General features: G+C 53.1%; 25 protein-coding genes. 5 read left to right on the top strand and 20 right to left on the bottom strand.

The window, feature by feature from the left end; all coding sequences use genetic code 11:
• Positions 1-6: 6 nt before the first annotated feature.
• The 6 genes from nqrE to EYZ66_RS06070 form a co-directional block, all read right to left on the bottom strand.
• Positions 7-615, bottom strand: coding sequence for an NADH:ubiquinone reductase (Na(+)-transporting) subunit E (gene nqrE / locus EYZ66_RS06095; protein WP_009576957.1), 609 nt, complete (start codon positions 613-615; stop codon positions 7-9).
• Positions 615-1,277: an NADH:ubiquinone reductase (Na(+)-transporting) subunit D gene (locus EYZ66_RS06090; protein WP_009576955.1), complete on the bottom strand. Its 663-nt coding sequence runs from the start codon at positions 1,275-1,277 to the stop codon at positions 615-617. Before EYZ66_RS06090 ends, nqrE begins: the two co-directional genes overlap by 1 nt.
• 1 nt (position 1,278) lies before the next feature.
• Positions 1,279-2,049 carry a Na(+)-translocating NADH-quinone reductase subunit C gene (locus tag EYZ66_RS06085; RefSeq protein WP_009576953.1) on the bottom strand — a complete coding sequence of 257 codons (771 nt, stop codon included), beginning with the start codon at positions 2,047-2,049 and terminating at the stop codon, positions 1,279-1,281.
• The gene (locus tag EYZ66_RS06080) at positions 2,042-3,241 is read right to left on the bottom strand and encodes an NADH:ubiquinone reductase (Na(+)-transporting) subunit B (protein WP_160195621.1); all 1,200 of its coding nucleotides are present in this window, start codon (positions 3,239-3,241) and stop codon (positions 2,042-2,044) included. The genes EYZ66_RS06085 and EYZ66_RS06080 overlap by 8 nt, the downstream gene beginning before the upstream one ends.
• A 3-nt stretch (positions 3,242-3,244) precedes the next feature.
• Positions 3,245-4,588, bottom strand: a complete 1,344-nt coding sequence (locus EYZ66_RS06075) for a Na(+)-translocating NADH-quinone reductase subunit A (RefSeq protein WP_009576950.1) — start codon at positions 4,586-4,588, stop codon at positions 3,245-3,247.
• A gap of 164 nt (positions 4,589-4,752) precedes the next feature.
• Positions 4,753-6,225 carry a glyceraldehyde-3-phosphate dehydrogenase gene (locus tag EYZ66_RS06070; RefSeq protein WP_009576946.1) on the bottom strand — a complete coding sequence of 491 codons (1,473 nt, stop codon included), beginning with the start codon at positions 6,223-6,225 and terminating at the stop codon, positions 4,753-4,755.
• Between the two features lie 195 nt (positions 6,226-6,420).
• On the opposite strand from EYZ66_RS06070, the gene mfd reads away from it, so the two are divergent.
• The gene (gene mfd / locus EYZ66_RS06065; RefSeq protein ID WP_009576944.1) at positions 6,421-9,873 is read left to right on the top strand and encodes a transcription-repair coupling factor; all 3,453 of its coding nucleotides are present in this window, start codon (positions 6,421-6,423) and stop codon (positions 9,871-9,873) included.
• A gap of 2 nt (positions 9,874-9,875) precedes the next feature.
• On the top strand, positions 9,876-11,123 hold the full coding sequence (locus EYZ66_RS06060) for a CsiV family protein (RefSeq protein ID WP_040817506.1): 1,248 nt from the start codon (positions 9,876-9,878) through the stop codon (positions 11,121-11,123).
• Here the strand turns inward: EYZ66_RS06060 and EYZ66_RS06055 are convergent.
• Positions 11,077-12,186 (bottom strand): mechanosensitive ion channel family protein, encoded by a 1,110-nt coding sequence (locus EYZ66_RS06055; RefSeq protein WP_009576942.1) that lies wholly within the window; start codon positions 12,184-12,186, stop codon positions 11,077-11,079. The genes EYZ66_RS06060 and EYZ66_RS06055 overlap by 47 nt on opposite strands.
• 101 nt (positions 12,187-12,287) lie before the next feature.
• Here EYZ66_RS06055 and lexA point away from each other — a divergent pair, with 101 nt between their 5' ends.
• Positions 12,288-12,887 carry a transcriptional repressor LexA gene (gene lexA / locus EYZ66_RS06050; RefSeq protein ID WP_009576941.1) on the top strand — a complete coding sequence of 200 codons (600 nt, stop codon included), beginning with the start codon at positions 12,288-12,290 and terminating at the stop codon, positions 12,885-12,887.
• Here lexA and EYZ66_RS06045 read toward each other — a convergent pair.
• The 4 genes from EYZ66_RS06045 to EYZ66_RS06030 form a co-directional block, all read right to left on the bottom strand.
• Entirely contained in the window at positions 12,884-13,135 is a 252-nt protein-coding gene (locus EYZ66_RS06045; RefSeq protein WP_009576940.1) for a hypothetical protein, read from the bottom strand. The genes lexA and EYZ66_RS06045 overlap by 4 nt on opposite strands.
• Before the next feature lie 70 nt (positions 13,136-13,205).
• Positions 13,206-13,670, bottom strand: coding sequence for a DUF6586 family protein (locus EYZ66_RS06040; protein WP_139042628.1), 465 nt, complete (start codon positions 13,668-13,670; stop codon positions 13,206-13,208).
• A gap of 4 nt (positions 13,671-13,674) precedes the next feature.
• Positions 13,675-16,314 (bottom strand): type I DNA topoisomerase, encoded by a 2,640-nt coding sequence (topA, locus tag EYZ66_RS06035; RefSeq protein ID WP_160195620.1) that lies wholly within the window; start codon positions 16,312-16,314, stop codon positions 13,675-13,677.
• Between the two features lie 102 nt (positions 16,315-16,416).
• Positions 16,417-16,905, bottom strand: coding sequence for a hypothetical protein (locus EYZ66_RS06030; RefSeq protein WP_009577131.1), 489 nt, complete (start codon positions 16,903-16,905; stop codon positions 16,417-16,419).
• A 100-nt stretch (positions 16,906-17,005) separates the two neighbouring features.
• Between EYZ66_RS06030 and EYZ66_RS06025 the strand changes: the two genes are divergently transcribed.
• On the top strand, positions 17,006-17,440 hold the full coding sequence (locus tag EYZ66_RS06025; RefSeq protein WP_009577132.1) for a universal stress protein: 435 nt from the start codon (positions 17,006-17,008) through the stop codon (positions 17,438-17,440).
• Between the two features lie 3 nt (positions 17,441-17,443).
• On the opposite strand, the gene EYZ66_RS06020 is transcribed toward EYZ66_RS06025, so the two are convergent.
• The gene (locus EYZ66_RS06020) at positions 17,444-17,683 is read right to left on the bottom strand and encodes a glutaredoxin family protein (RefSeq protein WP_009577133.1); all 240 of its coding nucleotides are present in this window, start codon (positions 17,681-17,683) and stop codon (positions 17,444-17,446) included.
• 67 nt (positions 17,684-17,750) lie between these two features.
• On the opposite strand from EYZ66_RS06020, the gene EYZ66_RS06015 reads away from it, so the two are divergent.
• The gene (locus EYZ66_RS06015; protein WP_009577134.1) at positions 17,751-18,521 is read left to right on the top strand and encodes a TrmH family RNA methyltransferase; all 771 of its coding nucleotides are present in this window, start codon (positions 17,751-17,753) and stop codon (positions 18,519-18,521) included.
• Here EYZ66_RS06015 and EYZ66_RS06010 read toward each other — a convergent pair.
• The 8 genes from EYZ66_RS06010 to recR all read right to left on the bottom strand — a co-directional run bounded on the left by EYZ66_RS06010 (position 18,506) and on the right by recR (position 24,868).
• Complete coding sequence (locus tag EYZ66_RS06010; RefSeq protein ID WP_040817822.1) at positions 18,506-19,681, bottom strand: vWA domain-containing protein; 1,176 nt, start codon at positions 19,679-19,681, stop codon at positions 18,506-18,508. The genes EYZ66_RS06015 and EYZ66_RS06010 overlap by 16 nt on opposite strands.
• Positions 19,682-19,690: 9 nt before the next feature.
• Positions 19,691-20,488, bottom strand: a complete 798-nt coding sequence (locus EYZ66_RS06005; protein ID WP_050793480.1) for an AAA family ATPase — start codon at positions 20,486-20,488, stop codon at positions 19,691-19,693.
• Positions 20,489-20,627: 139 nt separating this feature from the next.
• Entirely contained in the window at positions 20,628-22,100 is a 1,473-nt protein-coding gene (locus tag EYZ66_RS06000) for a VWA domain-containing protein (RefSeq protein ID WP_009577137.1), read from the bottom strand.
• The gene (locus EYZ66_RS05995) at positions 22,100-22,495 is read right to left on the bottom strand and encodes a hypothetical protein (RefSeq protein WP_139042642.1); all 396 of its coding nucleotides are present in this window, start codon (positions 22,493-22,495) and stop codon (positions 22,100-22,102) included. The genes EYZ66_RS06000 and EYZ66_RS05995 overlap by 1 nt, the downstream gene beginning before the upstream one ends.
• The gene (locus EYZ66_RS05990; protein WP_009577139.1) at positions 22,467-22,901 is read right to left on the bottom strand and encodes a YcgN family cysteine cluster protein; all 435 of its coding nucleotides are present in this window, start codon (positions 22,899-22,901) and stop codon (positions 22,467-22,469) included. Before EYZ66_RS05990 ends, EYZ66_RS05995 begins: the two co-directional genes overlap by 29 nt.
• Positions 22,898-23,161: a YcgL domain-containing protein gene (locus tag EYZ66_RS05985; RefSeq protein WP_040817825.1), complete on the bottom strand. Its 264-nt coding sequence runs from the start codon at positions 23,159-23,161 to the stop codon at positions 22,898-22,900. Before EYZ66_RS05985 ends, EYZ66_RS05990 begins: the two co-directional genes overlap by 4 nt.
• Positions 23,158-24,279, bottom strand: coding sequence for a ribonuclease D (gene rnd / locus EYZ66_RS05980; protein ID WP_009577141.1), 1,122 nt, complete (start codon positions 24,277-24,279; stop codon positions 23,158-23,160). Before rnd ends, EYZ66_RS05985 begins: the two co-directional genes overlap by 4 nt.
• Positions 24,272-24,868 carry a recombination mediator RecR gene (gene recR / locus EYZ66_RS05975; protein ID WP_160195619.1) on the bottom strand — a complete coding sequence of 199 codons (597 nt, stop codon included), beginning with the start codon at positions 24,866-24,868 and terminating at the stop codon, positions 24,272-24,274. Before recR ends, rnd begins: the two co-directional genes overlap by 8 nt.
• Position 24,869: the final 1 nt, after the last annotated feature.

The following is a 24,869-nucleotide window of genomic DNA, read 5'->3' as shown; positions in this document are numbered from 1 at the left end:
AACCCCTTACAAGTCGATTCCGCCGAAAGACATGAAGCCCAACGACATGAGTCCAACGGTGATGAACGTAATGCCAAGGCCACGCAAACCTTCAGGCACGTCACTGTACTTGAGCTTCTCGCGTATACCGGCCAAAGCAACAATCGCTAGGGCCCAACCCACACCAGAGCCAGCGCCAAATACCACGGATTCGGCGAAGCCATAGTCGCGTTCCACCATGAACAAGCTTGCTCCAAGGATAGCGCAATTCACCGTGATCAGCGGCAAGAACACACCCAAAGCGTTGTACAAAGCTGGAACAAACTTGTCCAAAAACATTTCCATGATTTGGACAATCGCTGCGATGACACCGATGTAGCTCAACAAGCCCAAGAAACTTAAATCGATATCGGGGTAGCCCGCCCACGCGAGGGCACCATCGGCCAGCAAATAGTTGTAAATTAAGTTGTTCACGGGCACGGTAATGGTGAGAACCACAATCACCGCGATGCCCAAACCCAGGGCCGCTTGAATTTTTTTCGAGATCGCCAAAAAGGTACACATGCCCAAAAAGAAGGCCAGCGCCATGTTGTCGATAAAGATCGAGCGAATAAACAGGCTCAAATAATATTCCATTACACGCCCTCCTTAGCGACCGTGTGCTTGGCAATAGAGTACTCAGGCTCTTCCACTTGAGCGGGTTTGACGCTGCGTAAAACCCAAATGAAAATACCGATCAAAAAGAATGCACTCGGTGGCAACAGTAATAAACCGTTGGGGTTGTACCATCCACCCTCCGTGACGAGCGGTAAAATTTCGATGCCGAACAATTTGCCTGCCCCGAAAAGTTCGCGGACAAAACCGACGGCCAAAAGTACCACGCTGTAGCCCAAGCCGTTGCCGATACCGTCGAAGAAGCTCGGGATGGGCGGATTCTTCATGGCGTAAGCTTCTGCGCGCCCCATAACAATACAGTTGGTGATGATCAGACCTACAAACACCGATAGCTGTTTACTGATGTCGTAAGCTACCGCTTTTAAGATCTGATCAACCACAATGACCAAAGAAGCGATAATGATCATCTGGACGATGATACGGATGCTCGAGGGGATTGCGTTTCGAATTAACGAGATAAAGAAGTTAGAAAATGCCGTCACTAGGGTCAATGCAATACACATGACCACCGTGACCTGTAGTGAGCTGGTCACCGCTAATGCTGAGCAAATGCCCAAAATTTGAAGCGCGATCGGGTTGTTATCAAAAATGGGGCTGATCACCGTTTCCTTAAACTTACTCATATCAGGCCTCCCCCGCCTTCAAATTCGCCAAGAATGGCTGAAATCCATCCTCGCCTAACCAAAACTGAACCAAATTTGTTACGCCACGCGATGTCAAGGTCGCGCCTGATAGCCCGTCAACACGCCATGGCGCATCTGTGCTCGCAGGATCTACCGCGCCTTTTGCAAGCGCAATCTCGACTTCGCCATCACGATACACTTGTTTGCCGGGCCAGAACGCTTTCCAGCGAGGGTTGTCGACCTCGCCGCCCAAGCCGGGGGTCTCACCGTGTTCATAAAACCCCAAACCGACGACCGTGTTCGCATCGGATTCGAGCGCCACAAAACCGTACAGCGTTGACCACAAGCCATAACCACGTACAGGCAGAATGATCTTCTCGATCGCACCGCTATTTTCTACTAGGTACACTAGTGAGTAGTGCTCACGCCGAGAAATCTTCGCGACATCTTGCTCATCGTCTAATTCCGCTGAATTGCTTGGATCTTTCGACGCCGAACGCTGATCGAAACTCGCGGGATCAACCTCGTCAGTAAACCGGCCCGTGCGCAAGTCAACAACGCGTGTCGAAATACTTTCAAACTGGCTTTCTACCGATTGTGACGCATCGTACAAACCTGCTGCCTGTAAGATATTGCGCTTTAAGTCGCGAGTTTTGTTGATCTCTTGCGCGGGCTTAAGCTGCACCGCCGCGGTAGAAACTACCACCGAGCACACGACGCACAGCGCCAGCGCGACGCCTATGACTTTTCCGATGCCATCTTTACTAGACACGCGCTAACCTCCGTTTGATATTCGCTTGCACCACAAAATGATCCATTAAAGGAGCGAACAGGTTAGCGAACAGAATCGCCAACATGATGCCCTCTGGGAACGCCGGGTTGACCACGCGAATCAATACCGTCATGACACCCACCAAGATACCAAAGGCCCACTTTCCACCGTTCGTCATCGCAGACGATACAGGGTCAGTGGCCATAAACATCATGCCAAAGGCAAAACCACCCATCACCAGATGCCAGTACCAAGGAGTCGCGAAGGCCGGATTGGTATCAGAGCCGATCATATTGAACAGGCCGCTCAGTAAAAACATGCCTAAGAACACGCCGGCCACAACTCGCCATGCCGCGATTCGGGTGATCAACAGCACTGCACCGCCGATCAACACCATCAGAGTAGAGGTTTCGCCAATCGAGCCGGGAATAGCGCCCATGAAGGCATCCATCCAAGTCCACTGTTGGGTGATGGCGTCAACGCCTCCCATAGCATTTAAAGCCAGTGGTGTCGCGCTCGTGTACCCATCAACAGCGACCCAGACAGCATCTCCAGAAAGCTGTGCGGGATAGGCAAAGTACAAGAACGCACGGCCTGTGAGCGCTGGGTTCAAAAAGTTTTTGCCCGTGCCGCCAAAGACTTCTTTACCAATGACAACGCCAAAACTAATACCCAAGGCCGCTTGCCACAAAGGCAGATCAGGCGGGCAAATCAATGCGAATAGAATGGAGGTCACGAAGAACCCTTCGTTGACTTCGTGGCCGCGCTTCATCGCAAACAACACTTCCCAAAAACCGCCAACCGCAAAGGTCACGAAATAAATGGGCAAGAAGTGCAGAGCACCGTAAACAAAACAATCCCAAATACTGCTCGGGTCACTGCCAGCAACGGCGTATAGGATCGCGCCACGCCATCCGTCAAGGGCTGCACCTTGACCCGCTGCGATGACTTCGTTCGCATTGAAACCCAAGTTGTACATACCGTAAAACATGGCGGGGAACACCGCGAACCATACGGTGATCATGATGCGCTTCAAGTCAACACCATCGCGAACGTGCGCGGTCGACTTAGTTACGTGGTTAGGCGAGTAAAAAATCGTGTCTACCGCTTCATACAGCGCGTACCAATTTTGATACTTACCGCCCTCTTTGAAATTAGGCTCTATGGAATCTAAAAACGAACGCAAACTCACCGATTAACCCTCCTGCTCTATACGCGTTAGGTTGTCCCGCAACACCGGACCGTACTCGTATTTACCTGGGCACACGTAGGTACACAGCGCCAAATCTTCTTCGTCCAGCTCTAGGCAACCGAGTTGCTGAGCCGTTTCGGTATCACCCACCAACAACGAGCGCAACAGCTGGGTTGGCAAAATATCCAGCGGCATGATGCGTTCATAGCTACCTACTGGCACCATTGCACGCTCTGAACCGTTGGTGTTTGTCGTCATAGCCAAGGGCTTCGTCCCAAAAAAACTGGTGATATAGATACCCATATTGGAGTGACGCTTCGCACCCGGCGACAACCAGCCCATAAAGGCTCGGTCACGACCCTCTGCGATTAAGGTCACCTGATTGTGGTAACGCCCTAAATAGCTCGTCGCACCACTGACGCTACGACCACCTAATACCGATCCAGACACCAAGCGCGACTCCTCGGCACTTTGCTCGCCCGCACACAGCGCTGTAAGATCAGCGCCCAAAAGAGTACGCACCAACCGTGGATTACTGGCGGCTGGGCCTGACAGTGCGATAACGCGCTCACTGTAAAGCTGCCCATCCAAGAACAGGCGACCAACAGCTATAACGTCTTGGTAGCCTATGTGCCACACCTGACGCGAGGCACTCGCACCCGTCAAGAAGTGGATATGGGTTCCCACCAATCCTGCAGGATGAGGACCCGAAAAAGTGGCCAGCTCCGCATTCGATGCGGTGGCAGCCGGGATATTAGCGCCAGCAGCTGCACACACATACGTCTTACCGCTGGTCAGTTTGGCCAACACATCGACGCCCAACGCAAAAGCTTCGGCTTGCTCAGCGATCGCAATAGTAGGATCAGCCGCCAAAGGCTGAGTATCCATGGCCGTGACAAACAGAGCAACCGGCTCGGCATCAATGGCAGGGACTTTACTGAATGGACGCGTTCGCAACGCAGTCCACAAACCCGAAGCGACGAGCTTATCGACGACCTCTTGACGACCCATAGCACGCGCCTGATCCGCCGTGACAGCGCCAAAGTCGATTCCAGGCGCATCGGACACTTCGATCACTACCGACTGAAGCACACGCTTTGCACCGCGGTTAATCGCGCTGATTGTGCCCGAAGTAGGAGCAGTGTAATGCACACCTGGCGTCTTCTTGTCGCTGAACAACACCTGTCCTTTTTGGACTGTATCGCCTTCGCGCACTTCCATGGTCGGCTTCATGCCGTGATAGTCATGTCCAACCACGCCTATATTTCGCGGAGTCACGAAGGCATCGATGGTGCTAGAAGGTGTACCCTGGATCGGGATGTTCAGACCCCGTTTGATTTTAATCATCGTAGAGTTCCGTGGGAGTTTTACTAATCATTGTCGTGCCCACGAGACTTAGGCGGTTTAAAACCAAAAGCGCCGCGAACAACCAATAAATGTCGCGGCGCATTATAGCGGATGTAGCATCGGTTTCGCCAGCGCCACATCCTTAATGCGGACAATTTATCCGATCAATTTTCCTTGGGGTAGGTTTTGTACTTAATTCCTGCCATCTGCTCCAAAATACGGTGCACCTGACAGCTGTAGCCAAACTCATTGTCATACCACAAATACAGCACCGCTTGATTGCCATTCACAATGGTAGCTTGGGCATCGTAAATACAGGCGTGGCGTGAACCTACAAAATCGGACGATACCACTTCGGTCGAGTTGGAGTAGTCAATTTGCTTACGCAACGGGCTGTGCAGCGCCATGTTGCGCATAAACTCATTGAGCTCTTCTTTGGTCGTCTCTTGCGTTAACGTCAAGTTCAGAATGGCCATCGACACATTGGGCGTCGGCACTCGAATCGCATTACCGGTCAGCAAACCATCCAGTTGCGGCAATACTTTGCCCACAGCTTTTGCGGCACCCGTCTCCGTGATTACCATGTTCAGGGGCGCGCTGCGACCGCGACGCTCTGCTTTGTGGTAGTTGTCGATCAGGTTCTGATCGTTGGTATACGCATGCACGGTTTCGACGTGGCCAGCTTTGATGCCAAACTGGTCGTCAATACACTTCAGCGGCGGCGCAATCGCATTCGTGGTGCAAGACGCCGCAGAAATAATGGTGTCGGAATCTTCAATGATATCGTTGTTGATACCCGCAACGATGTTTTTCAACGAACCCTTACCCGGTGCGGTCAAAATGACCTTAGCCACACCTTTACTCCGCAGGTGTTGCGACAAGCCGGCCTCATCTCTCCAAACACCGGTATTATCCACCACGATCGCGTTATTGATCCCGTAGGCGGTGTAGTCGATGGTACTGGGGTCATCGGCGTAGATCACGCGCACCTCGTTGCCATTTGCCACAAAGCTCTGACGCTCCTCATCCACGCGAATGGTGCCGTTAAACGCGCCGTGTACCGAGTCGCGACGCAATAGACTCGCGCGCTTTTCGAGGTCATTGGGGGCTTTACCCTTGCGCGTTACGATCGCACGGAGACGCAATCCCGCACCACCATCGGTTTTGTCGATCAAAATTCGAGCAACCAGACGACCGATGCGGCCGAAGCCATACAGCACTACATCCACGGGTTGATCCACAGGCTTGTCGGTTGCACCAACCAAATCCTGCACAGTTTGCTGTACATACTCCTCAACGGACAAACCCTGCCCCTGACCACGGTCAAAATAATTCACCGCAATGCGGCCCACATCGATGTGCGCCGGACCCAGATTCAGCCCAGCCAATTCTTTGATGACGGGATACGTTTCAAACTCAGATAGCTCGTTTTCTTCGACCTGACGCACGTAACGATGGGTGCGCATAATGTCTAACACCGATTGATTCACGAGCGACTTACCGTACACATAAGTCTTTACATTTTTCTCGCGCGCCAATGCGCCAACGAGTGGAATCATACCCTCGGCCAGCGCCTCGCGCTGTTTCCAATCACCAAAGTAATCGTCGGGGCGTTTGCGTTTTCTACTCTCTGCCATGTGTGGTCCTGTATTAGCTGTCAGTCTGTCTTGGATAAGATGTTCAATATTGTTTTGTTATTTGTGTATTATCCGCGTAAGCGCCGCAAAGGCGCAAGGGCTGAGACCCAACACTGGGCATTAGACCAATTGATCGTTACACTACCCACCTCGAATCTGAGCCCCAGATAAACCGCTTACAACACTCGGCACGCTATGTTTAAACACTTAATTTCGTCTTCGCCCTGGCCCGACAAAGCCAGTACCCGCACGGCTGTTGGGCCATTTTATGGTAGCGCCGAAGCGCGTTGCGTGGCAGAGCTTGCCTCCCACCATGAACGCATTGTGGTGTTTGTGTCCGACACCAGTAATGCGATTGCACTGGAACGCGAACTCCCCTTCTTTTTAACCCAGGAAACCGAGTTGCTGAGTTTTCCTGACTGGGAAATACTGCCCTACGACCACTTCTCACCGCACCAAGATATCGTATCGGAGCGCCTGCGCACGCTGTATCGCCTACCCAAAATGGCGCGCGGTATTTTGATCGTACCGGTCTCCACTGCGATGCACCGGCTCCCGCCCATCGACTACATCGCCAGCAATGCGTTGCAGCTCGGCATTGGTGATGAGTTTGATGCTGTTGCCTTCAGGCAACAGCTGCTCAACGCGGGCTACGTAGCCGTCGACACGGTCTACGAACACGGTGAGTTCGCCCTGCGCGGTTCCATTTTAGACGTATTTCCAATGGGCAGTTCCGTGCCTTATCGCATCGACACCTTTGACGCCGACGTCGACACCATCCGAACCTTTGACCCAGAAACACAGCGCACCATCGAAGCCATCGAACGCATCGACTTATTGCCCGCGCGCGAGTTCCCTCTGACCAAAGGCGCGCTAAACCAGTTTATGATGAACTGGTACGAGGCCTTCGACGTCGACCACGACGCGTGTCCTATTTATCGAGAGGTACTCGCCGGGCGAGTACCGGGTGGCACCGAGTATTTTTTACCACTGTTTTTCAAACAAACTGCCAGCTTATTTGACTTCTTGCCCGAGGGCACAGCATTGGTGACCGTCGGGGACCACCACCAATCGAGTCAACGATTCTGGCAAGATGTTGTGGAGCGCCACGAAGAATACGGCATCGATCCGCGTCGACCCTTACTGCCGCCGCAAAGGATTATTCTACCGGTGGATGAATTCTATGGTCAGATTAAGCGCTTTGCGACCCTCGAACTCAGACGCAACCCCGACGCACCGGTGCACTTCAACACCGACTCAAAACCTTTGCCCAGCTTCATCTCCGAGGCCAGCACCTCACCCGTCGAACCGTTAAAGCGCTGGATTGAGACACATTGCGCCGGCACCTTACTGGTGGCAGAAACGGCAGGCAGACGAGAAGCGCTCATCGATGCACTGCAGCGAATTGGACTCCAAGCAGAGTACTTTGAAGACTGGCAGAGTTTTGAGGCAAACCCGGTCACACTGGGTATTGCCACGGCCCCAATCGATCGCGGCATGTATTTTGGCCCCGATGCGCCCTGTTTAGTCGCTGAAGCCCAGCTGTATGGGCAAAAGGTGGCGCAACGCCGACGTCGCAGCGATACGCAACACAGCACCGACGAGGCCTTTCGTCATATTAACGAGCTCCATGAAGGTACACCCGTAGTACACTTGGAACATGGCGTCGGGCGCTACGAAGGCCTGCAAACGCTATCAGTAGCCGGCGAGACCAACGAATTCATTACCTTAATTTACGCCGAGGGCGCAAAACTCTATGTTCCGGTTGCCTCGCTCCACCTAATCTCACGCTACGCAGGTGCCGACGGTGACTCAGCACCCCTTCACAGGCTGGGTTCCGATCAATGGGAAAAAGCCCGTAAAAAAGCCAGTGAGCGCGCCTCTGACGTCGCAGCTCAATTGCTTGAAGTCTACGCAAGACGCGAGGCCCGCAAGGGGTTCGCGCATGAGCTTGACCCCCTAGACTACGAACGCTTCTGCTCTGGCTTCCCCTTTGAAGAAACACCAGACCAAGCGCTGGCTATTGAGGCGGTTCGAAACGACATGTGCGCACAAAAAGTCATGGACCGACTGGTCTGCGGCGACGTGGGCTTCGGCAAAACCGAGGTGGCAATGCGAGCGGCGTTTATCGCGAGCCACAACAGCAAGCAAGTTGCTGTGCTTGTGCCGACGACCTTGCTTGCACAGCAGCACTACCATTCGTTTTGCGACCGTTTTGCCGGTTGGGATGTCAAAGTCGCGGTGGTCTCACGCTTCAATAGCGCCAGTCAAAACAAAGCCATCATGGCGGACCTCGCGTCCGGCAAAATCGACATTTTGGTAGGCACGCATAAATTACTGTCGCCCGACGTGAAGTTCGCAGACCTCGGTCTTCTGATTATTGACGAAGAGCACCGATTCGGCGTGAAGCAAAAAGAGACATTAAAAGCACTTCGAACAGAGGTCGACATTCTGACTCTGACGGCCACTCCTATCCCAAGAACGCTAAACATGGCTCTAGGTGGCATGCGCGACTTATCGGTCATTGCCACGCCCCCCGCCAAGCGCTTGTCGATTAAAACCTTCGTGCGCGAGCACAACACCAGCATGATCAAAGAGGCCATCCTGCGTGAAACCTTGCGTGGCGGCCAGGTGTATTACCTGCATAACGAGGTCAAAACGATCGAAGAGACGGCCCGCAAACTGCAAGCCATGGTACCCGACCTGAAGGTTGCTGTCGCACATGGCCAGCAGCACGAGACGGAACTTGAGCGCATCATGTCGGACTTTTATCACCAGCGTTTTCACATTCTGGTGTGCACGACCATTATCGAGACTGGCATCGACGTCCCCAACGCCAACACGATTATTATGGATCGCGCGGATCGATTGGGCTTGGCGCAGTTACACCAGCTGCGTGGCCGCGTCGGACGATCGCATCACCAAGCCTATGCTTACCTATTGTGCCCGCCTCGCTCAGGGTTGACCAAAGACGCCGAAAAACGTCTTGAAGCCATCGAGGCTGCTGGCGACTTGGGCGCAGGCTATTTACTGGCAACGCAAGATCTTGAAATCCGTGGCGCCGGCGAATTATTGGGCGACGATCAGTCCGGACAAATACACAGTGTGGGCTTCTCTCTGTATCTAAAAATGCTAGAGCGCGCCGTCGCTGCACTCAAACGCGGCGAACTCCCGAACGTCGACACCCCGCTTGAACAAGGGTCCGAGGTCAATCTCCACAGCTCGGCGCTCATACCCGAAGACTATCTGCCCGATATCAATACACGCCTTGTTCTCTATCGACGTGTAGGTGCTGCTCAAACACAGCAACAATTGCGTGATTTGCAAGTTGAAATGATCGACCGCTTTGGATTACTGCCCGAACCGGTCAAAACACTCTTCATCAGTGCCGAGGTTCGGATCGAAGCCGAGCAAGCGGGTATTAGCAGCGTTGACGTTGGGGAAACCAGCGGCAGTTTGCAGTTTATGGACAACACCAAAGTGGACCCACTCAATCTTGTGACGATGGTGCAAAAAGACCCTAAACGCTATCAGCTCGCGGGCGCCAATAAATTGAAGTTCCAGTGCGAATTAACATCGCCAAGAGACCGCGCAGACTTTATTATTACGCTATGCAAACAGCTGACCCAAACGCGAGCCGCAGCCTAGGCATGATGCTACCTCACCGGCCCTGTAAAAGGGCTACGATTTTACGCGCCTTGCTGCCCGTCTGGGCCGCGTTGGGCTTTGCCATCAGCGCCTCCGGGGTCACCGCACAAGACGATGCCGAGCCCGAAAAAACCTGGTTCCAAATTGAGATTCTGGTTCTGACCTCGAACAACCCCAACGCCTTGAGCGGCGAAGCATGGCCGCTCAAACCCAACTTGGTGGCCGCCGAGCGCTGGCGCCTTCAACCCTCAGAAGACGTCAGCAAAGAACTGCAGACCGTTTACCAAGTCGAAACGACACAGACACCAGCAGGGACCTTTGAAATCGACTGGTCATCGCCCACCAATTCGCCGTGGCCTGGGATAGATGAATCACTGTTTCAGTACCGCCCAAGCGATTTATACGACCCAGCACTGCAGAGTGAAACCAATCGCTTAGATTACCGCTTGGGGTACAGCTCGTTTTCCAGTGAGCGCATGTTCGTTATACCCAGAGACAACCCAAATCGCCTTGACGCTATGATCAGTAGCGAAGCGCCGGTCGATGCAACGACACCCCTGGCGGTTACACATGTCTGGCTAGGCCAGGATACTCGAACGCTCACCCCAGAATTGGCGCGCGCTAAGCAACAATTGGAAAACAGCGACGACTATGAGGTTCGTCACTATTTACGCTGGGCCGAACAACTGCAAGATGAGACCAAAACACTACCCGTTCGCATAGACTCCGCCTCGCAAGGTCAAGCTTGGCCCGAACTACAGGGCGATATCACCGTCTATGTGTCGCGCTACCTGCATATCAAAACCAATCTGTGGCTGAACACGGACGGACACTACTTACCCGAATGGCAGATGCCCGCCCCCCCTCAACCGGCCAATCCCATTCAACATCGCGGCTTACCGGTCGGCGGCCAACGAATCGCAACCACGGACAGCGAGCTACAAGAAATTACCCCAATGGGCAGGCCTGACTGGCTGCTAGAAGCGGGCATAGGCCAGAAATTCCGCTACGTAGAGCGCAACCGTCCGGATTCCAACTTACCCAATAGCCTCGCCGACGACGAAACCCCCTACCCGTTTCGCCACGCGATTGCTTTACAGCAAACTCGACGCATGCGAAGCGGGGAAATCCACTACATTGACCACCCGGCAATGGCTTTGATTATCAGCATCACTCGGATCGAGGACGAGAACCTCGTAGATTTCAAGCGCTGGGTTCTGGCCGAACAAGTGGCTCAAGACCAGCGATAGAGTCGACGTGTAGGGTTTGTGTGGGGAAGGCCACATCGGCGCCTGCCGCGTGAACAATATCCAACACTTTTAACAACACATCTTCTTTGACACCGTGGTATTCGACCCAATTCACGGTTTTCGTGAACGTGTAGATGAAGAAATCCAAGGACGATGCACCAAAGTGGTTGAAATTTACAATCAGGGTCTTGTTGGTATCGATATCGGGATGATTTTGCAACATCGTACGCACCTGATTCACAATATCACGCACCACGCTGGAATCTTGGTAACGAACACCGATCGTCTCGTAAATGCGGCGATTAAACATCCTCGATGGGTTTTCAACCGCTATTTGACTGAAAACCGAGTTGGGAATGTACAAAGGTCGTTGATCAAAGGTCCGAATGCGCGTTAGACGCCAACCAATATCCTCTACCGTACCCTCAATCTCGCGATCTGGAGAGCGAATCCAATCACCCGGCGCGAACGGCCGATCAAGGTAAATACTCATACCCCCAAAGAAGTTCGCCAGCAGATCTTTTGCGGCAAAACCGACGGCGATACCGCCAATACCACCAAACGCCAGTAAACCAGATACACTAACGCCAAGCGCTTGCAGTGCGGTCAACGCGACTAAAATCCACAGAGTCACACGCGTCAGCTTGGCAATCGCATGAATGGTTGCCACCGAGGTTGAATCCAAAGCCTCTGCTTTTACCCGGACATATTCTGCCTCTACACCCACAATCAAGCGGTGCAAAGCCCACGCAATAATCAAAATCAAGGCCAATTGCGGCGACCAGGCAAGCCACTCTTGCGCAAAAGGCAACCACTGTTTGGGCACCCATTGCCACGCAAAAAACACCACGAGCCCAAGGTAGGCAACACGCACCGGTGGACTGATCGCATTGACGATAACGTCATCCCACCCCAGGCGGGTCGCCTGCGAAGTAGCAGCGAGTCGCCCCAGGACCACGCTCAGAATCAGATACCCCAACAAGGCCAATATTGCGAACAGCGCCGCCTCTGCCCATGCGTGCTGCGCGGTCCATGACTGCAATGTTTCTAGATAACTCAACATCTGATCCTCACCCTGATTCAACGCCTAGTGTATACAATGAGTTGCGTCACGCCCACAGCTGTATATAATACCAGTTACTGGAAAAATACACAGGGGTCGTTATGATCAAGCTCACCCAGCGCCAGCAGCAAGTCCTCGATTTTATTAAAGGCCACATGCAAAGCACTGGCATGCCTCCTACGCGAGCCGACATTGCGCGCTCCTTGGGCTTTAAATCAGCCAACGCCGCTGAAGATCACCTGAAGGCCCTGGCGCGTAAAGGCGCCATCGAGATGATCCCAGGCGCATCGCGCGGCATTAAGCTTCCAGAGGCGACCTTTGGGCTACCGGTCATTGGGCGCGTTGCCGCAGGCAGCCCGATTCTGGCCGAAGAACATATCGAGGAGCACATCAGCATTCCACCCGATTTTTTCTATCCGCCCGCAGACTATTTCTTGAAAGTTCGCGGCGATTCTATGATCAACGTAGGCATTCTTGACGGTGATTTTTTGGCGGTCAAACGCACCAGCGATGTGCGCAACGGGCAAATTGTTGTTGCCCGTATTGAAGACGAAGTAACAGTAAAACGCCTAGATAAACCCGCGGGCGGACACACCGTGAGGCTCATCGCCGAAAACCCAGCCTACGAGCCCATTGTTGTTGACCTGCGCGATCAAGCCTTTGCGATCGAAGGCTTGAGTGTTGGGGTACTTCGACGCTAATGAATAACTCGGGGGGCAGAGGCTGCAGCCTCTTCCGCCTCGACTTGTTCCGATATGGCTGCGACAGCTTGAATACCTGCTTGGATCATCACCTTGGCGACTTCAAGCGTTTGGTCATTCATGTAGGCCGCGCTCTCGTCGGAAAAGGTAATCGTAACAAGGGGCTCTGACTTACCCGATTCATCGGCACGTTGTAATACGATGTCGCCGTTGGCAAGTTCAGCAATTTCCAGAAAAGACGATGGCAAAACAGATCCTCGATTTAGTTGCGCGCCTAGTGTAACAGGGGGGAGCCCCGGGCGCCAAACTCAAACCCAGCTAGCATTCATCGAGGACATCACGAATGGCACTGGCAGAGCTTTGCAAAAAAGTATACACGCCATGCCAATCACGATGATCAGGGCCCTGAGACTGAGCGGCCAAGTTCAAGCTGCTGCGCACACCGCCCAAGTTTTGAGCTCCTAAATTCGCATACAGGGGCTGCAAAATACCCGATTCTTCGCGCGCCATCGCCTGGACGGTCTGAGGTAGCACCTTGCCTTTCGCGGGCTCTGGAAGCTCAGCGATCGAAACGGGCGCGTCTTTCGGCGCATCGGCATGACCCGCACCTTCAAGCAGGAGATAACCGTATGCGCGACCAAGATGGTATTTAAGCGCGGGCTGATACGCATCCTGCAAGACGCTTGCACCCAAATGCTGAGCCTCGCGATCGCGCTGCCACGCCTCCAACAGCACCCTCGCGCAATACAGACTGTGGTTTACTAAGCCTCTACAGCTACTCATGCGTTTATTTTTTACCCAAACTCTCGACCCAGCGGCCCCCTTCGAAATGGGCACGCCAACCCGTCGCCTTACCATTGACTTCGGTCATCAAGTACTGCTCTTTGGTTTTTCGGCTATACCGTATTTGCGCTTGGTTGCCCTCATCGTCATGCTCCGGCCCGTCCAGCAAATAATGATATTTAGCGGCTATTTCTTCGCGATGGGGCTTTAGCTCACTCACGAGTGGCGCCCGCGTCTCGCGGTTTTTAGGGAACTGAGAAGCGGCTAAGAACAGGCCGGCAGCGCCGTCCCGAAGCACGTAGTGATCGTCTACTTTGGCACATTGGAGCTCGGGCATTGGCACCGGATCAATCTTAGGCGGCGCCACTTCGCCACTGCGCAGTAGCTTGCGCGTGTTCTTGCAGCTGTCACTGCTGCAGCCAAAATATTTACCAAAACGCCCTGTTTTGAGCTGCATATCGGCGCCACATTTATCGCATTCGATTACCGGACCGTCGTAACCTTTGATCTTAAACTGACCCTGCTCTACCTCGAAGCCCGAGCAATCAGGGTTGTTACCGCAAACGTGGAGTTTCCGTTTTTCATCGATCAAGTAGCTGTCCATTGCGGCATTGCACAACTGGCACCGCCGCTTGCTGATCAGTAAGCGAGACTCTGCTTCATCGTCGGCATCGGCACTGATGGCCTCGTCGCCTGGCACCAAATTAATGGTCTGCTTACACCGCTCTTTGGGCGGCAGAGCATACCCCGAGCACCCCAGGAACACACCGGTAGCCGCCGTGCGAATTTGCATAGGCCGGCCGCATTGCTCACAGGGAATGTCAGTCATGGTGGGCGCATTCGCCTGCATGCCGTCGGGGTCAGGCGCGCCGGCTTGTTCCAAACGATCGCTAAAGTCCGCGTAAAACTGGTCTAACAATGCCCGCCAATCTAACTCGCCTTTGGCCACGTCATCCAAACGCTCTTCCATTGCCGCGGTGAACCCGTAGTCCAGCAAATCGTCAAAGCTGCTTTGCAGACGTTGTGTGACAATATCGCCCATCTTTTCTGCGTAGAACCGCTTGTTCTCGAGCTTAACGTACCCTCGATCCTGAATCGTCGAGATAATAGAGGCATAGGTCGAGGGGCGACCTATGCCGCGTTTTTCCAGTTCTCGCACTAAACTGGCCTCGCCGTAACGCGGCGTTGGTTTGGTGAAATGCTGCGAAGGATCCAGCTTGGCCAGACTGAGCGAATCGTTGACTTTTAAATCGGGTAACACGACATCTTCTTGACCTTTCTTGGCAGCCGGCGGCAGCACCTTGGTGTAACCATCAAAAACCACCACACGCCCTTTTGCGTTCAATTCAAAGCCCGCGGCTTCGACCGTCAAGGTTGTCGAGAGATATTCCGCCGCCGGCATCTGGCAAGCCACAAATTGGCGCCAGATCAAATCGTAGAGTCGCTGTGCATCGCGCTCCATTGCACTGAGCTGTGTCTGCTGGACAAAGACATCCGAGGGTCGGATAGCTTCGTGCGCTTCTTGAGCATCCTCGCGTGCGCTGTAACTTTTAGGCTTTGCGGGCAGATAAGGTGCGTCAAAATTCGTTTCAATATAACGTCTACAGGCATTGACCGCCTCTGCGCTGAGGTTGGTCGAATCGGTTCGCATGTAGGTAATGTGCCCGGCTTCGTATAACCGCTGCGCCAAGGTCATTGTCTTCTTCACAGAAAACCCCAAACGCGTACTCGCCGCTTGCTGCAATGTCGACGTGATGAAAGGGGCCGGCGCTTTGGAGCGAGTCGGCTTGCTCTCGCGCGCTTTAACTGCATAACGAGCTGTTTGCAGCGTCGCAACAGCAGCCATCGCCTCTGATTCAGAGCGCGGTCGGAAGCCCTCGCCTTGATATTTGCGAACCTCAAAGCGCGTCTGCTCTTCGGCTGATGACAACAAATCGGCGTGAATCTCCCAAAATTCTTCCGGCACAAACGCTCTGATTTCGCGCTCGCGCTCAACAATCAACCGCACCGCCACAGACTGCACTCGACCTGCCGACAAGCCACGCGCTATTTTGGCCCATAGCAGCGGCGAGACCATGTAACCCACAACCCGGTCTAAAAATCGGCGAGCTTGCTGAGCGTTCACGCGAGCAATATCTAAGGATCCCGGGTGTTCAAACGCTTCTTGAATGGCCGATTTGGTGATCTCGTTAAATACCACGCGGCGGTAACGCTCAGGATCCCCACCAATGGCCTCTTGCAAGTGCCAAGCGATGGCCTCCCCCTCACGGTCCAAGTCCGTCGCCAAATAAATGGTGTCAGCTTTTGCTGCGAGCTGTTTGAGCTCGTTAACCACTTTCTCCTTACCCGGCAAAATTTCGTAATGCGCCTCCCAATCTTTGTCAGGATTGACACCCATTCGTCTGATGAGCTGGTCATGCGCTTTCTTTTTTTGGTACTGAGCTTTTTTTTCGGCTGACATCTTGCGAGTCTTAGCCGCCTGAGCCGCTCGCTCTTTTGGATTGGTAGATGACGCAGCGCTGCCAGAGGTCGGCAGATCACGAATATGGCCAACACTGGATTTAACAATAAAATCATTGCCCAAATACTTGTTAATCGTCTTGGCTTTTGCTGGCGACTCGACAATGACCAGTGCCTTACCCATAGTTCTCCTTCAAGGATCGCTTGATTGCTTGCGTTTCACACGCCTAAGGGTGGCCATATATAGTGATGCAAAAGCCCGCGGTCAAGCAAAAAACTGATTTAGTTACAATTTTGTCGAAGCTTGTTCGGACTCATCTAACAACGTTGAGGCACTCGCTACCGCCTGTTTCAAGCACTGCGCGGCGTGCTTTAGCACTTCGTCACCGCCGCGTTCTTGCCAGAAAAAACCCACGCTACCTGGTGTGCTAGAGACGACGTCGAGCCCCTCCGGTAACGCGACCAGGGCATCTGGCAAGTCGCTGTCGCCCGTCAGGGCGAACCACCCATCCGGGGTACGCAACCACGATCCAACTGGGAGTTTCACTTTTTGCGAACAGCGTAACCCGTAGTAAACCCAATAACGGCGATCGTCAGCAGGAATGTAACTATCGATCTTTCGGTGCACGGGCAGTTTTCGCAGCTCGACGTATAAACCCAGCAGGGCAGCCTGTTCGCGGATATGCGCCAGCCTACGCTGCTGCTTACTGGGCCAGAAGTGAGAAAGTGGCGCCAAGGCCACTAACACCACGCCGACAATTATCCAAAACGCCATACCAAGTCCTTGATCTGAATCATCGAGCGATGATATCAGTAATTGATTCCAAACACGCGAAGTGCGATAGTTTTAATACACCTGCCATTTGAGAAAGACTATGTCTAATTACACAAAAATCCTTATCGCGATCGACCTCAGCGAAGAATCCCTTCAAGTCGTGAATCGCGGTTGCGCCATGGCTGCAGAAAAAGCTGCAGAAGTTCACCTAATTCATGTCATCGAGCCGCTGAGTTTTGCCTACGGCGGTGACATCCCCATGGATTTTTCGGGCATCCAAGAGGAGATTAGCGATCAAGCTCGGGCTCAATTAGCCAAAGTAGGGACGGATTATAGCGTCGACGGCGCCAACCAACACACGGTCTTTGGGCGACCGGAAGTTGAAATCCACCAGATGGCAGAAGAACTGGGTTCCGATTTAATCGTCGTGGGTTCGCACGGACGCTACGGCCTTGCCCTGCTGATGGGATCCACTGCGAACGGTGTTCTACATGGCGCCAGCTGCGACGTGTTAGCGGTCCGTGTGGGTACTTGAGCGCTAAGGCAGATTCGCCAGCCACGCCTGGAGTTTAGCGACATCGAAAGGCCAGTTAAGCTCCGACGCACCCTTGGCTAGAACAGGTATCGTCCAACCATATCGCCCCATCAAATCATCGGAGATAGCGATATCAACCAATGTCAGCTGAATATCAGCGCCTGCAGAGACGGTCTTGGCGACCACGTCTTCTGCCAGTTCGCACAAGTGGCACCCACTGGTGTGATACAAAATGAGTTCCACTTCCCCTCCTGACTCGATTGCAATCGTATTATAAGGTAGCATCGCTCCGCGTATAGAGAGATAGCTGATGCGAGATTCTACCGATTACCAAACAAAAAAACAGGCTTTGAGGCGTTGGCTTACCGTGTATGGGCGCAACCCGGTAGAGGCTTGCTTACAGGATGCTCAACTGCGGCCTAAAGTGCTGCATCTTGCGGACTCTAACCAAAAATCAGACAAACTCGACCGATTGATCGCGTTAGCGGAAAAAAGAGGCTGCGATGTAAGGTTTCACGACAGGGACGCGCTGGCGCGAATTTCAAAAAATAAAAAGCAAGACCAAGGTGTCGCATTAGACGTCGAGTGCCAAGCCTTCAACGATCTCTCGGTATTTTTGCAGTCGACCAGTGAAGAGACCTGCAGACTTATTCTTTTGGACCGAGTGACGAATCCCCAAAACTTGGGAATGATCCTGCGCTCAACTACGGCTGCCGGCATTACTGGGGTGATCGTACCCGAGCGTGGCTGTGCGCCACTAGGTCCGCTGGTAGCAAAAGCCAGCGCAGGCACATTATTCCACGCCCCCGTCCTGCGGTGCACCTCCAGTAGCGAAGCACTCGATGCATTACTGGGATTAGGGTTTACCTGCTACACGCTCAGCAGTCACACAGAATCTAATTTTTTTGAAGAACACATACCTGCAAAAGCGGTGTTTGTCTTAGGCAACGAGAGTGAGGGTGTAGCGCCCGACATTGCATCGCGATGTCAGGCCAAAGTCCGAATTCCCATGCATAACGGCGTGGAATCGTTAAACGTGGCCATTACCGCCGCGCTAATTGCCTATTATTTGGACAGGTAAGACATACCCTCTTCCAAGCCTTTTAGCGTAAGAGGATACATATGGCCCTCGAGTAACTTATGAGTAATCGCCGTTGATTGCGTATATTCCCATTCCGCCTGAGGTGTCGGATTAATCCAAATCACTTTCTCATAAGTGTCACGCAGACGACGCATCCAAACTTCGCCAGACTCCTCGTTCCAGTGCTCTACCGAACCGCCCGGGGACACGATTTCATAGGGAGACATCGCGGCATCCCCCACAAAAATCACTTTGTAGTCATGACTGTATTTATGCATGACATCTAATAGTGCCGTACGCTCATTGTGGCGCCGAATATTGTTCTTCCAGACACTTTCGTAGATAAAGTTGTGAAAGTAAAAAAATTCTAGATGCTTGAACTCGGTTCGAGCCGCAGAGAACAACTCTTCGCACACCCGCACGTGTGGATCCATTGACCCACCCACGTCAAAGAATATAAGAACTTTGACCGCATTGTGACGCTCGGGCACCAATTTAATGTCCAGCAAGCCTGCGTTTCGAGCCGTTGATCGAATGGTATCGTCCAGATCAAGCTCTTCGGCCGCGCCGTGACGCGCAAACTTGCGCAGGCGACGCAGGGCCATTTTTATGTTGCGAGTACCAAGCTCAACGCTGTCGTCTAGATTTTTGAAATCACGTCGATCCCAAACTTTTAAGGCTTTTTTCTGACCGCCGTTCGGGCCTACACGCATGCCCTCGGGGTTGTAGCCTTGCTGACCAAAAGGCGAAGTCCCGCCGGTCCCAATCCACTTGTTGCCGCCCTCATGACGCTCTTTCTGCTCTTCTAGGCGTTTTTTAAACTCTTCAATCAGTTTCTCCAAACCGCCCAAAGACTCAATCTTAGCCTTTTCTTCCTCAGTCAGGTTCTTCATGAACTCATTGCGCAGCCAATCGTCTGGGATCATGGCCTCGATAATGCCATCGAGACTTTCGAGCTCTTTAAAGTGGGCACTGAATGCTCGATCAAAACGGTCAAAGTATTTCTCGTCCTTGACCAAACACGTGCGGCTGAAAAAGTAAAAGGCATCCATATCAGCGAACACCAGATGGCGTCTCATGCCCTCTAACAGGTCAAGAAGCTCCCGCGTTGTCACGGGAACCCCTGCGTCACGTAAGCCTTGAAAAAAGTTAATTAACATAAAGTGCTACTAGCGAGTTTCGCGCCGATGCATGAACGCTAAGCGCTCGAGTAAATGCACATCTTGCTCATTTTTAAGCAAGGCGCCGTACAATGGTGGAATTGCTTTGGTGTGATCGCGATCTTTCAAAATTTCGTCAGGAATATCGTCGGCCATGAGTAATTTCAGCCAATCAATTAACTCCGAGGTTGAAGGCTTCTTCTTGAGCCCGGGGATGTCGCGCACATCGAAGAAAACCTCGAGCGCCTCGTTAACCAGCGTTTGTTTGATATCCGGGTAGTGCACATCCACAATTTCGCGCATGGTGTCGCGATTGGGGAAGTTGATAAAGTGGAAGAAGCAGCGACGCAAAAACGCATCGGGCAGTTCTTTCTCGTTATTACTGGTAATAATTATGATTGGGCGATGTTTAGCTTTGATCACTTCACCGGTTTCGTAGACGAAAAACTCCATACGGTCGAGTTCCACCAACAAGTCGTTGGGAAATTCAATATCGGCTTTGTCAATCTCGTCAATCAACAAGACGACTTGCTCATCAGAGGCAAACGCTTCCCACAACTTACCTCTCTTGATGTAGTTGGCAATATCGTGAACGCGATCATCACCGAGCTGCGAGTCACGCAAGCGTGACACCGCGTCGTACTCATACAAGCCCTGTTGCGCTTTGGTGGTTGATTTGATGTGCCATTGAATCAAACGCATACCCAAGCCTTCGGCTACCTCTTCAGCCAGCATGGTTTTGCCCGTGCCAGGCTCACCTTTGATTAACAAAGGGCGCTGTAACGCTACGGCGGCATTGACCGCCATTCTCAAATCATCAGTCGCGACGTATCGTTCTGTACCTTGGAATTGTTTCACCTAGCATTCCTTGTTTATCTGTTTATTCGAAGGGTCAAGAGGCTACCGCGTGTCTGCGTGGCATGCAAGCACGATAAAACGCTAAAAACTAATCTGAGCTGTCGGTGTCGACCCGCATTTCCATCAATGGTGCATCACGCGCTTCCTGCGCCTTTCTTGCGGCGGCGATACGGCGTTTTCTGGCGGCTTCACGCCACGAGCGCAGAGCCCAGATGAGCAAACTGAGCCCCACCAAACCTGCCACGCCTGGCAGTAACCATGCGGGCAGACCCGCTGCTGGTTGAGACTCTACCGCTTTGGTAATGACCTTAGGGGCCTCGGTCGGCACTTGAACATCGACATACATGGGCAATTCTCGCACCAGCGTGTCGGCCTCTACTCGAACCGTAATTTTGTGCAAGCCGGGCAGCGAGAACGCGGGCATGGCGACACGATACTCACCACTGCTCGGGATCTGATACAAACGCGCAACATCAATCACCTCCGTTGCACTCGCTGGGTCTTGAATCGTCACTTTGATGTCAAATACGCTAAGCAACTCGGCGGAGGTAATCACGCCCTCGCGGTCTACCAGGCGCAATCCAAGTTCCGTGGGCTGATCTAGGGGTAGTGAATTCGGCAGCGGATCGACGTCGATCGACAAATCAGAAATCACCGTAATTCGATTCTCCTCACTGCTTGGGGCAACTAAGCGCCAGCGGCCCGGTTGGGGCGAATCGACCGTCACTAACGAGAATTTTTCGTTGTTAAACCATCGTACCCCTTCGCGATTGGAATCAGGCGCCAAGGCTTGGTTAGCAGGATCAATTAACTCCACCTTGGCGCGCTCATCAGCACCTGAAAAAATCAGAGCGGTTAACTGCGAGACGCCTTCATCAATTTGAAACTCTCCGCCCTCGATCGGCACGCGCGCCGTCGGAGCGACCATTTCCAGGGCCTGCAAAAACACGCGAGTCAATGAATCTGCCGACTCAGCTTTTTCTGCAAGCCCTTGAGTTGATTCTGCAAGTTTGCGCAAAAAAGCCCAATCGGCCTCATTCGATAAGGCAATCGTGTGCACTGGTACGCCAGTCTGACCCAATATTGGCGCTTGTTCCTCAAGCAGCATCCGAGCGGCATTCGCGTTCGCTACCGCCGAGCTGGACACATCGACTTTACCGTCCGTGAGTAAAACCACACTGGTTCGGTAATCGGGGTCCAGACGGTTAAGATCATATAATGCGGCGTCCAGGGCTGCAGGGATATTCGTCCGCTGACCCGAATTGTCAATGACACGGACGCTCTCTACCGCTTTATCTCGCCAAGCCTCATCAATCACAACGTGAGGAAGCAAAGTGCGCACCCCGTCGCCAAATAACCACACCCCTGCTTTCGACCCGGGTGGCAACAAACGCACAATGAGTTCAAGCGCCGGCGCGCGCAGGTTGTTGGGATCAGATTGCTTCATGCTGCCCGAGACATCGATCAACAGGCGCACATCAGGGTACCCCCGGATGGGTTCTTGAGCTTGCGCAAAACCAACCAGCAAACAGGCTAATAGGATCTGACACACTGTACGCATCAAGGCTGCTCCATGTTGACTTGTCGCCGGCCCAACCAAACCCAAATCAGGCCGTGTGTACCACCCACTAAGGTGGCTATCCCCATAGCAACCCCGAGTGGACGAATTGCATGAATAGCCGTATCAACGCCAAAAAAGGCCGTCTGAAAAACCGCCACCAACACCGCGGGGGCAAAGGTGTCCGCCTGCATGTTAGCATAGGCAGGCGTTAACAAAAGGGCGGCGCCTAACCAAAAGAGTAAGGCAATCCAAAACCGCCCCCAACCGAGCTTAACCAACCACCACACCATGACCAATAGCGCGATAACAGCGGCCAAACTGTAGCTCAGCAAAGCAGTAATGTACGAACCCGTCTCTAGCACCGACCTATTCAACCCATTTAATGATGTGCTCATCGTACCCGTCTGGATGAACAAATTCATCTGAAATTGCGCGACCACGAATCGAAACACCAGCCCTGTGCACGCTATTTCTGTCACCACTTACGAGGTAGTGCCACTCGGGTAAGGGCTTGCCCTCTGAACGCAGTCGATAGGCGCAGGTACTGGGTAACCAATGCAAACTCGAGACTTCATGTTTTTTCAGATCAATGCACTCGGGTACCCGTTCGCTGCGCTGGTCATAACACTCGCATTGGCAGGAATCTGCATTCATAAATTGGCATCGAATTTTGGTGTAGTAAACCTTACCGGTACCGGCATCCTCAAGCTTGTGCAGACAGCATTTGGCACACCCGTCGCAGAGTGCCTCCCACTGGTCAACCGTGAGTGCCTCGAGTGGCTGCTCGTTCCACCAGCTCACGAATAAAGCGCCTCTAAGGGGTCATCTTTGGGTGGGAGCTGTAAATAGAAACCTCGCTCCGTCAGGGATTCGAGCACTTTGACAGGATCGGCGTTAGCCAACTTTTGTGCTGGGGTGATCATCAAAAGCAGGGACTTACGCAGCGCCCCCAAGGGTTTAATCAAAGCTTCAGGCAAGTCCTGTAAATTCGCGTCTTTGGGGACATACAAATAATACCCGGGCTTGCGGTCACTGGCATAGATTTGCGTCAGCACGCTCATTCACCTCTAGAAAATTCATGCATTAAACGTTCGGTAAACAGCACACGCCGCCACCCCGTCCAATGATCAGGTATGGATATTGTGCCACCCTCCAGCCACTGGACCCACATGGCGTAGTCACTTTTGTTGAAAATAATTTCGGGGGCAATGTTTAAGTCTGCGGCCCAGCCCACAACGCGCTGTTTAATGAGTTTCATCCTCTGTCGTTGACCGGCACTCATCGGCGGCGCCACCGGCTCAGGCAATTGGTCTACAGGTGCGTCAACGGCCTTAGACACAGCCAGCAACCAACGATCGACGTGGCGAATAGCGCCTCGGCTTTTATCTGAAAGCAAAGGGCGCAATTGCGTCTTAGACGAGGGTAATGCTGTAGCGATTTGCATCATCGATTGATCATCGAGTATCCATCCTCGCGGTTTGTTGTGACTGACAGCCAATTGCTCGCGCGCACCGCACAATTCCATCAGAGCTAAAAGGCCTCGAGCTGGAAGCTTCCACGCGCTGCCTATTTTAACGCGACAGTCATAAGAGGCGTTCTGCGAGCCCATAACCGCACGCGCACCCTCCTCTAACACCCACTCTACACGCCCCAGTGCTTCGGCCTCTTGATACAAGCGCTCAAACACCGGTTCAAGATACAAAACATCCGCGATCGCATACTGCAGCTGACTGTCACTGAGTGGACGCTGCAACCAGTCCGACCGGGTTTCACCTTTATCGAGCTCTTCACCCAAAAAGGTCTCGACAATGTTGCGATACCCTATCGCATAGCCATAGCCCAGCAGAGCTGCAGCAACTTGCGTATCAAACCAGCCTTTGATCGGACAACCCAACCATGCCTGAAACACCTCTAAATCTTCGCTCCCAGAATGCACCACCTTGAGCGTGCGCTCTGACTCAAGCAAGCTCGACAAGGCTGAGGCATCGGTGACGGCAACAGGGTCGACTAAACTGATGTGTCCGGCGCCCGCCAACTGCACCAAAGCGGGCTTGGGGTAATAGGTTCGCTCACGGACAAACTCCGTATCCAAGACAACCGCCTGGTTGGACTGGTAGCTCGCCACCGTGCGTTCTAGGTCATCGCTGTTGGCAACCCACATACTGTCTGAATCAATCAAGAGGACGCCTTCCAGATAAGGCTTGTGCTAGGGTTGAACTATCGACGTAATCCAGTTCGCCGCCCATCGGCACACCCCGCGCCAAACGACTCGCAGACACGCCCTTAGAGCGCATCATACTGGCGATGTAGTGTGCGGTCGCCTCACCTTCGACAGTCGAAGAGGTGGCGAGAATCACTTCGGTGATACCACCTGCAGCAACCCGAGCCTCCAAAACATCAAGACCAATGTCGTTGGGCCCAACGCCGTCTAGAGGTGACAAATGACCCATCAGCACGTGATAACGCCCCTTGAACGTTGAGGTCGATTCAATGGCAGTCACGTCAGAGGGCGTTTCAACGACACAGATCACGCTGGCATCGCGGCGCGAGTCCTGGCAGATCTGGCACACAGGTTCTTCACTAAAGTTGCGACAGCTGTCGCAATACTGAACCCGTTCGACAGCATCTGTCAGTGCCTGTGCTAACGCCAAAGCACCACCACGATTATGCTGCAACAAATGCAGGGTCATACGGCTCGCACTTTTATTGCCCACACCGGGCAAGCAGCGAAGCGCCTGATTTAATGTCTCGATTGCGGTGAGTTTCATG

Origin of the sequence: Aequoribacter fuscus (genome assembly GCF_009910365.1) — a bacterium.
Classification (GTDB): domain Bacteria; phylum Pseudomonadota; class Gammaproteobacteria; order Pseudomonadales; family Halieaceae; genus Aequoribacter; species Aequoribacter fuscus.
The sequence above is the reverse complement of the archived record's forward strand: the minus strand, read 5'-3'. Positions and strand labels throughout refer to the sequence as shown.

What these genes read in the sequence shown, in the direction of transcription:
- nqrE (WP_009576957.1), bottom strand. Translation starts at nt 615, where the DNA reads ATGGAATATTATTTGAGCCTGTTTATTCGCTCGATCTTTATCGACAAC.
- EYZ66_RS06090 (WP_009576955.1), bottom strand. Translation starts at nt 1,277, where the DNA reads ATGAGTAAGTTTAAGGAAACGGTGATCAGCCCCATTTTTGATAACAAC.
- EYZ66_RS06075 (WP_009576950.1), bottom strand. Translation starts at nt 4,588, where the DNA reads ATGATTAAAATCAAACGGGGTCTGAACATCCCGATCCAGGGTACACCT.
- EYZ66_RS06070 (WP_009576946.1), bottom strand. Translation starts at nt 6,225, where the DNA reads ATGGCAGAGAGTAGAAAACGCAAACGCCCCGACGATTACTTTGGTGAT.
- mfd (WP_009576944.1), top strand. Translation starts at nt 6,421, where the DNA reads ATGTTTAAACACTTAATTTCGTCTTCGCCCTGGCCCGACAAAGCCAGT.
- EYZ66_RS06060 (WP_040817506.1), top strand. Translation starts at nt 9,876, where the DNA reads ATGATGCTACCTCACCGGCCCTGTAAAAGGGCTACGATTTTACGCGCC.
- EYZ66_RS06055 (WP_009576942.1), bottom strand. Translation starts at nt 12,186, where the DNA reads ATGTTGAGTTATCTAGAAACATTGCAGTCATGGACCGCGCAGCACGCA.
- lexA (WP_009576941.1), top strand. Translation starts at nt 12,288, where the DNA reads ATGATCAAGCTCACCCAGCGCCAGCAGCAAGTCCTCGATTTTATTAAA.
- EYZ66_RS06040 (WP_139042628.1), bottom strand. Translation starts at nt 13,670, where the DNA reads ATGAGTAGCTGTAGAGGCTTAGTAAACCACAGTCTGTATTGCGCGAGG.
- topA (WP_160195620.1), bottom strand. Translation starts at nt 16,314, where the DNA reads ATGGGTAAGGCACTGGTCATTGTCGAGTCGCCAGCAAAAGCCAAGACG.
- EYZ66_RS06030 (WP_009577131.1), bottom strand. Translation starts at nt 16,905, where the DNA reads ATGGCGTTTTGGATAATTGTCGGCGTGGTGTTAGTGGCCTTGGCGCCA.
- EYZ66_RS06025 (WP_009577132.1), top strand. Translation starts at nt 17,006, where the DNA reads ATGTCTAATTACACAAAAATCCTTATCGCGATCGACCTCAGCGAAGAA.
- EYZ66_RS06015 (WP_009577134.1), top strand. Translation starts at nt 17,751, where the DNA reads ATGCGAGATTCTACCGATTACCAAACAAAAAAACAGGCTTTGAGGCGT.
- EYZ66_RS06010 (WP_040817822.1), bottom strand. Translation starts at nt 19,681, where the DNA reads ATGTTAATTAACTTTTTTCAAGGCTTACGTGACGCAGGGGTTCCCGTG.
- EYZ66_RS06005 (WP_050793480.1), bottom strand. Translation starts at nt 20,488, where the DNA reads ATGGCGGTCAATGCCGCCGTAGCGTTACAGCGCCCTTTGTTAATCAAA.
- EYZ66_RS06000 (WP_009577137.1), bottom strand. Translation starts at nt 22,100, where the DNA reads ATGCGTACAGTGTGTCAGATCCTATTAGCCTGTTTGCTGGTTGGTTTT.
- EYZ66_RS05995 (WP_139042642.1), bottom strand. Translation starts at nt 22,495, where the DNA reads ATGAGCACATCATTAAATGGGTTGAATAGGTCGGTGCTAGAGACGGGT.
- EYZ66_RS05985 (WP_040817825.1), bottom strand. Translation starts at nt 23,161, where the DNA reads ATGAGCGTGCTGACGCAAATCTATGCCAGTGACCGCAAGCCCGGGTAT.
- recR (WP_160195619.1), bottom strand. Translation starts at nt 24,868, where the DNA reads ATGAAACTCACCGCAATCGAGACATTAAATCAGGCGCTTCGCTGCTTG.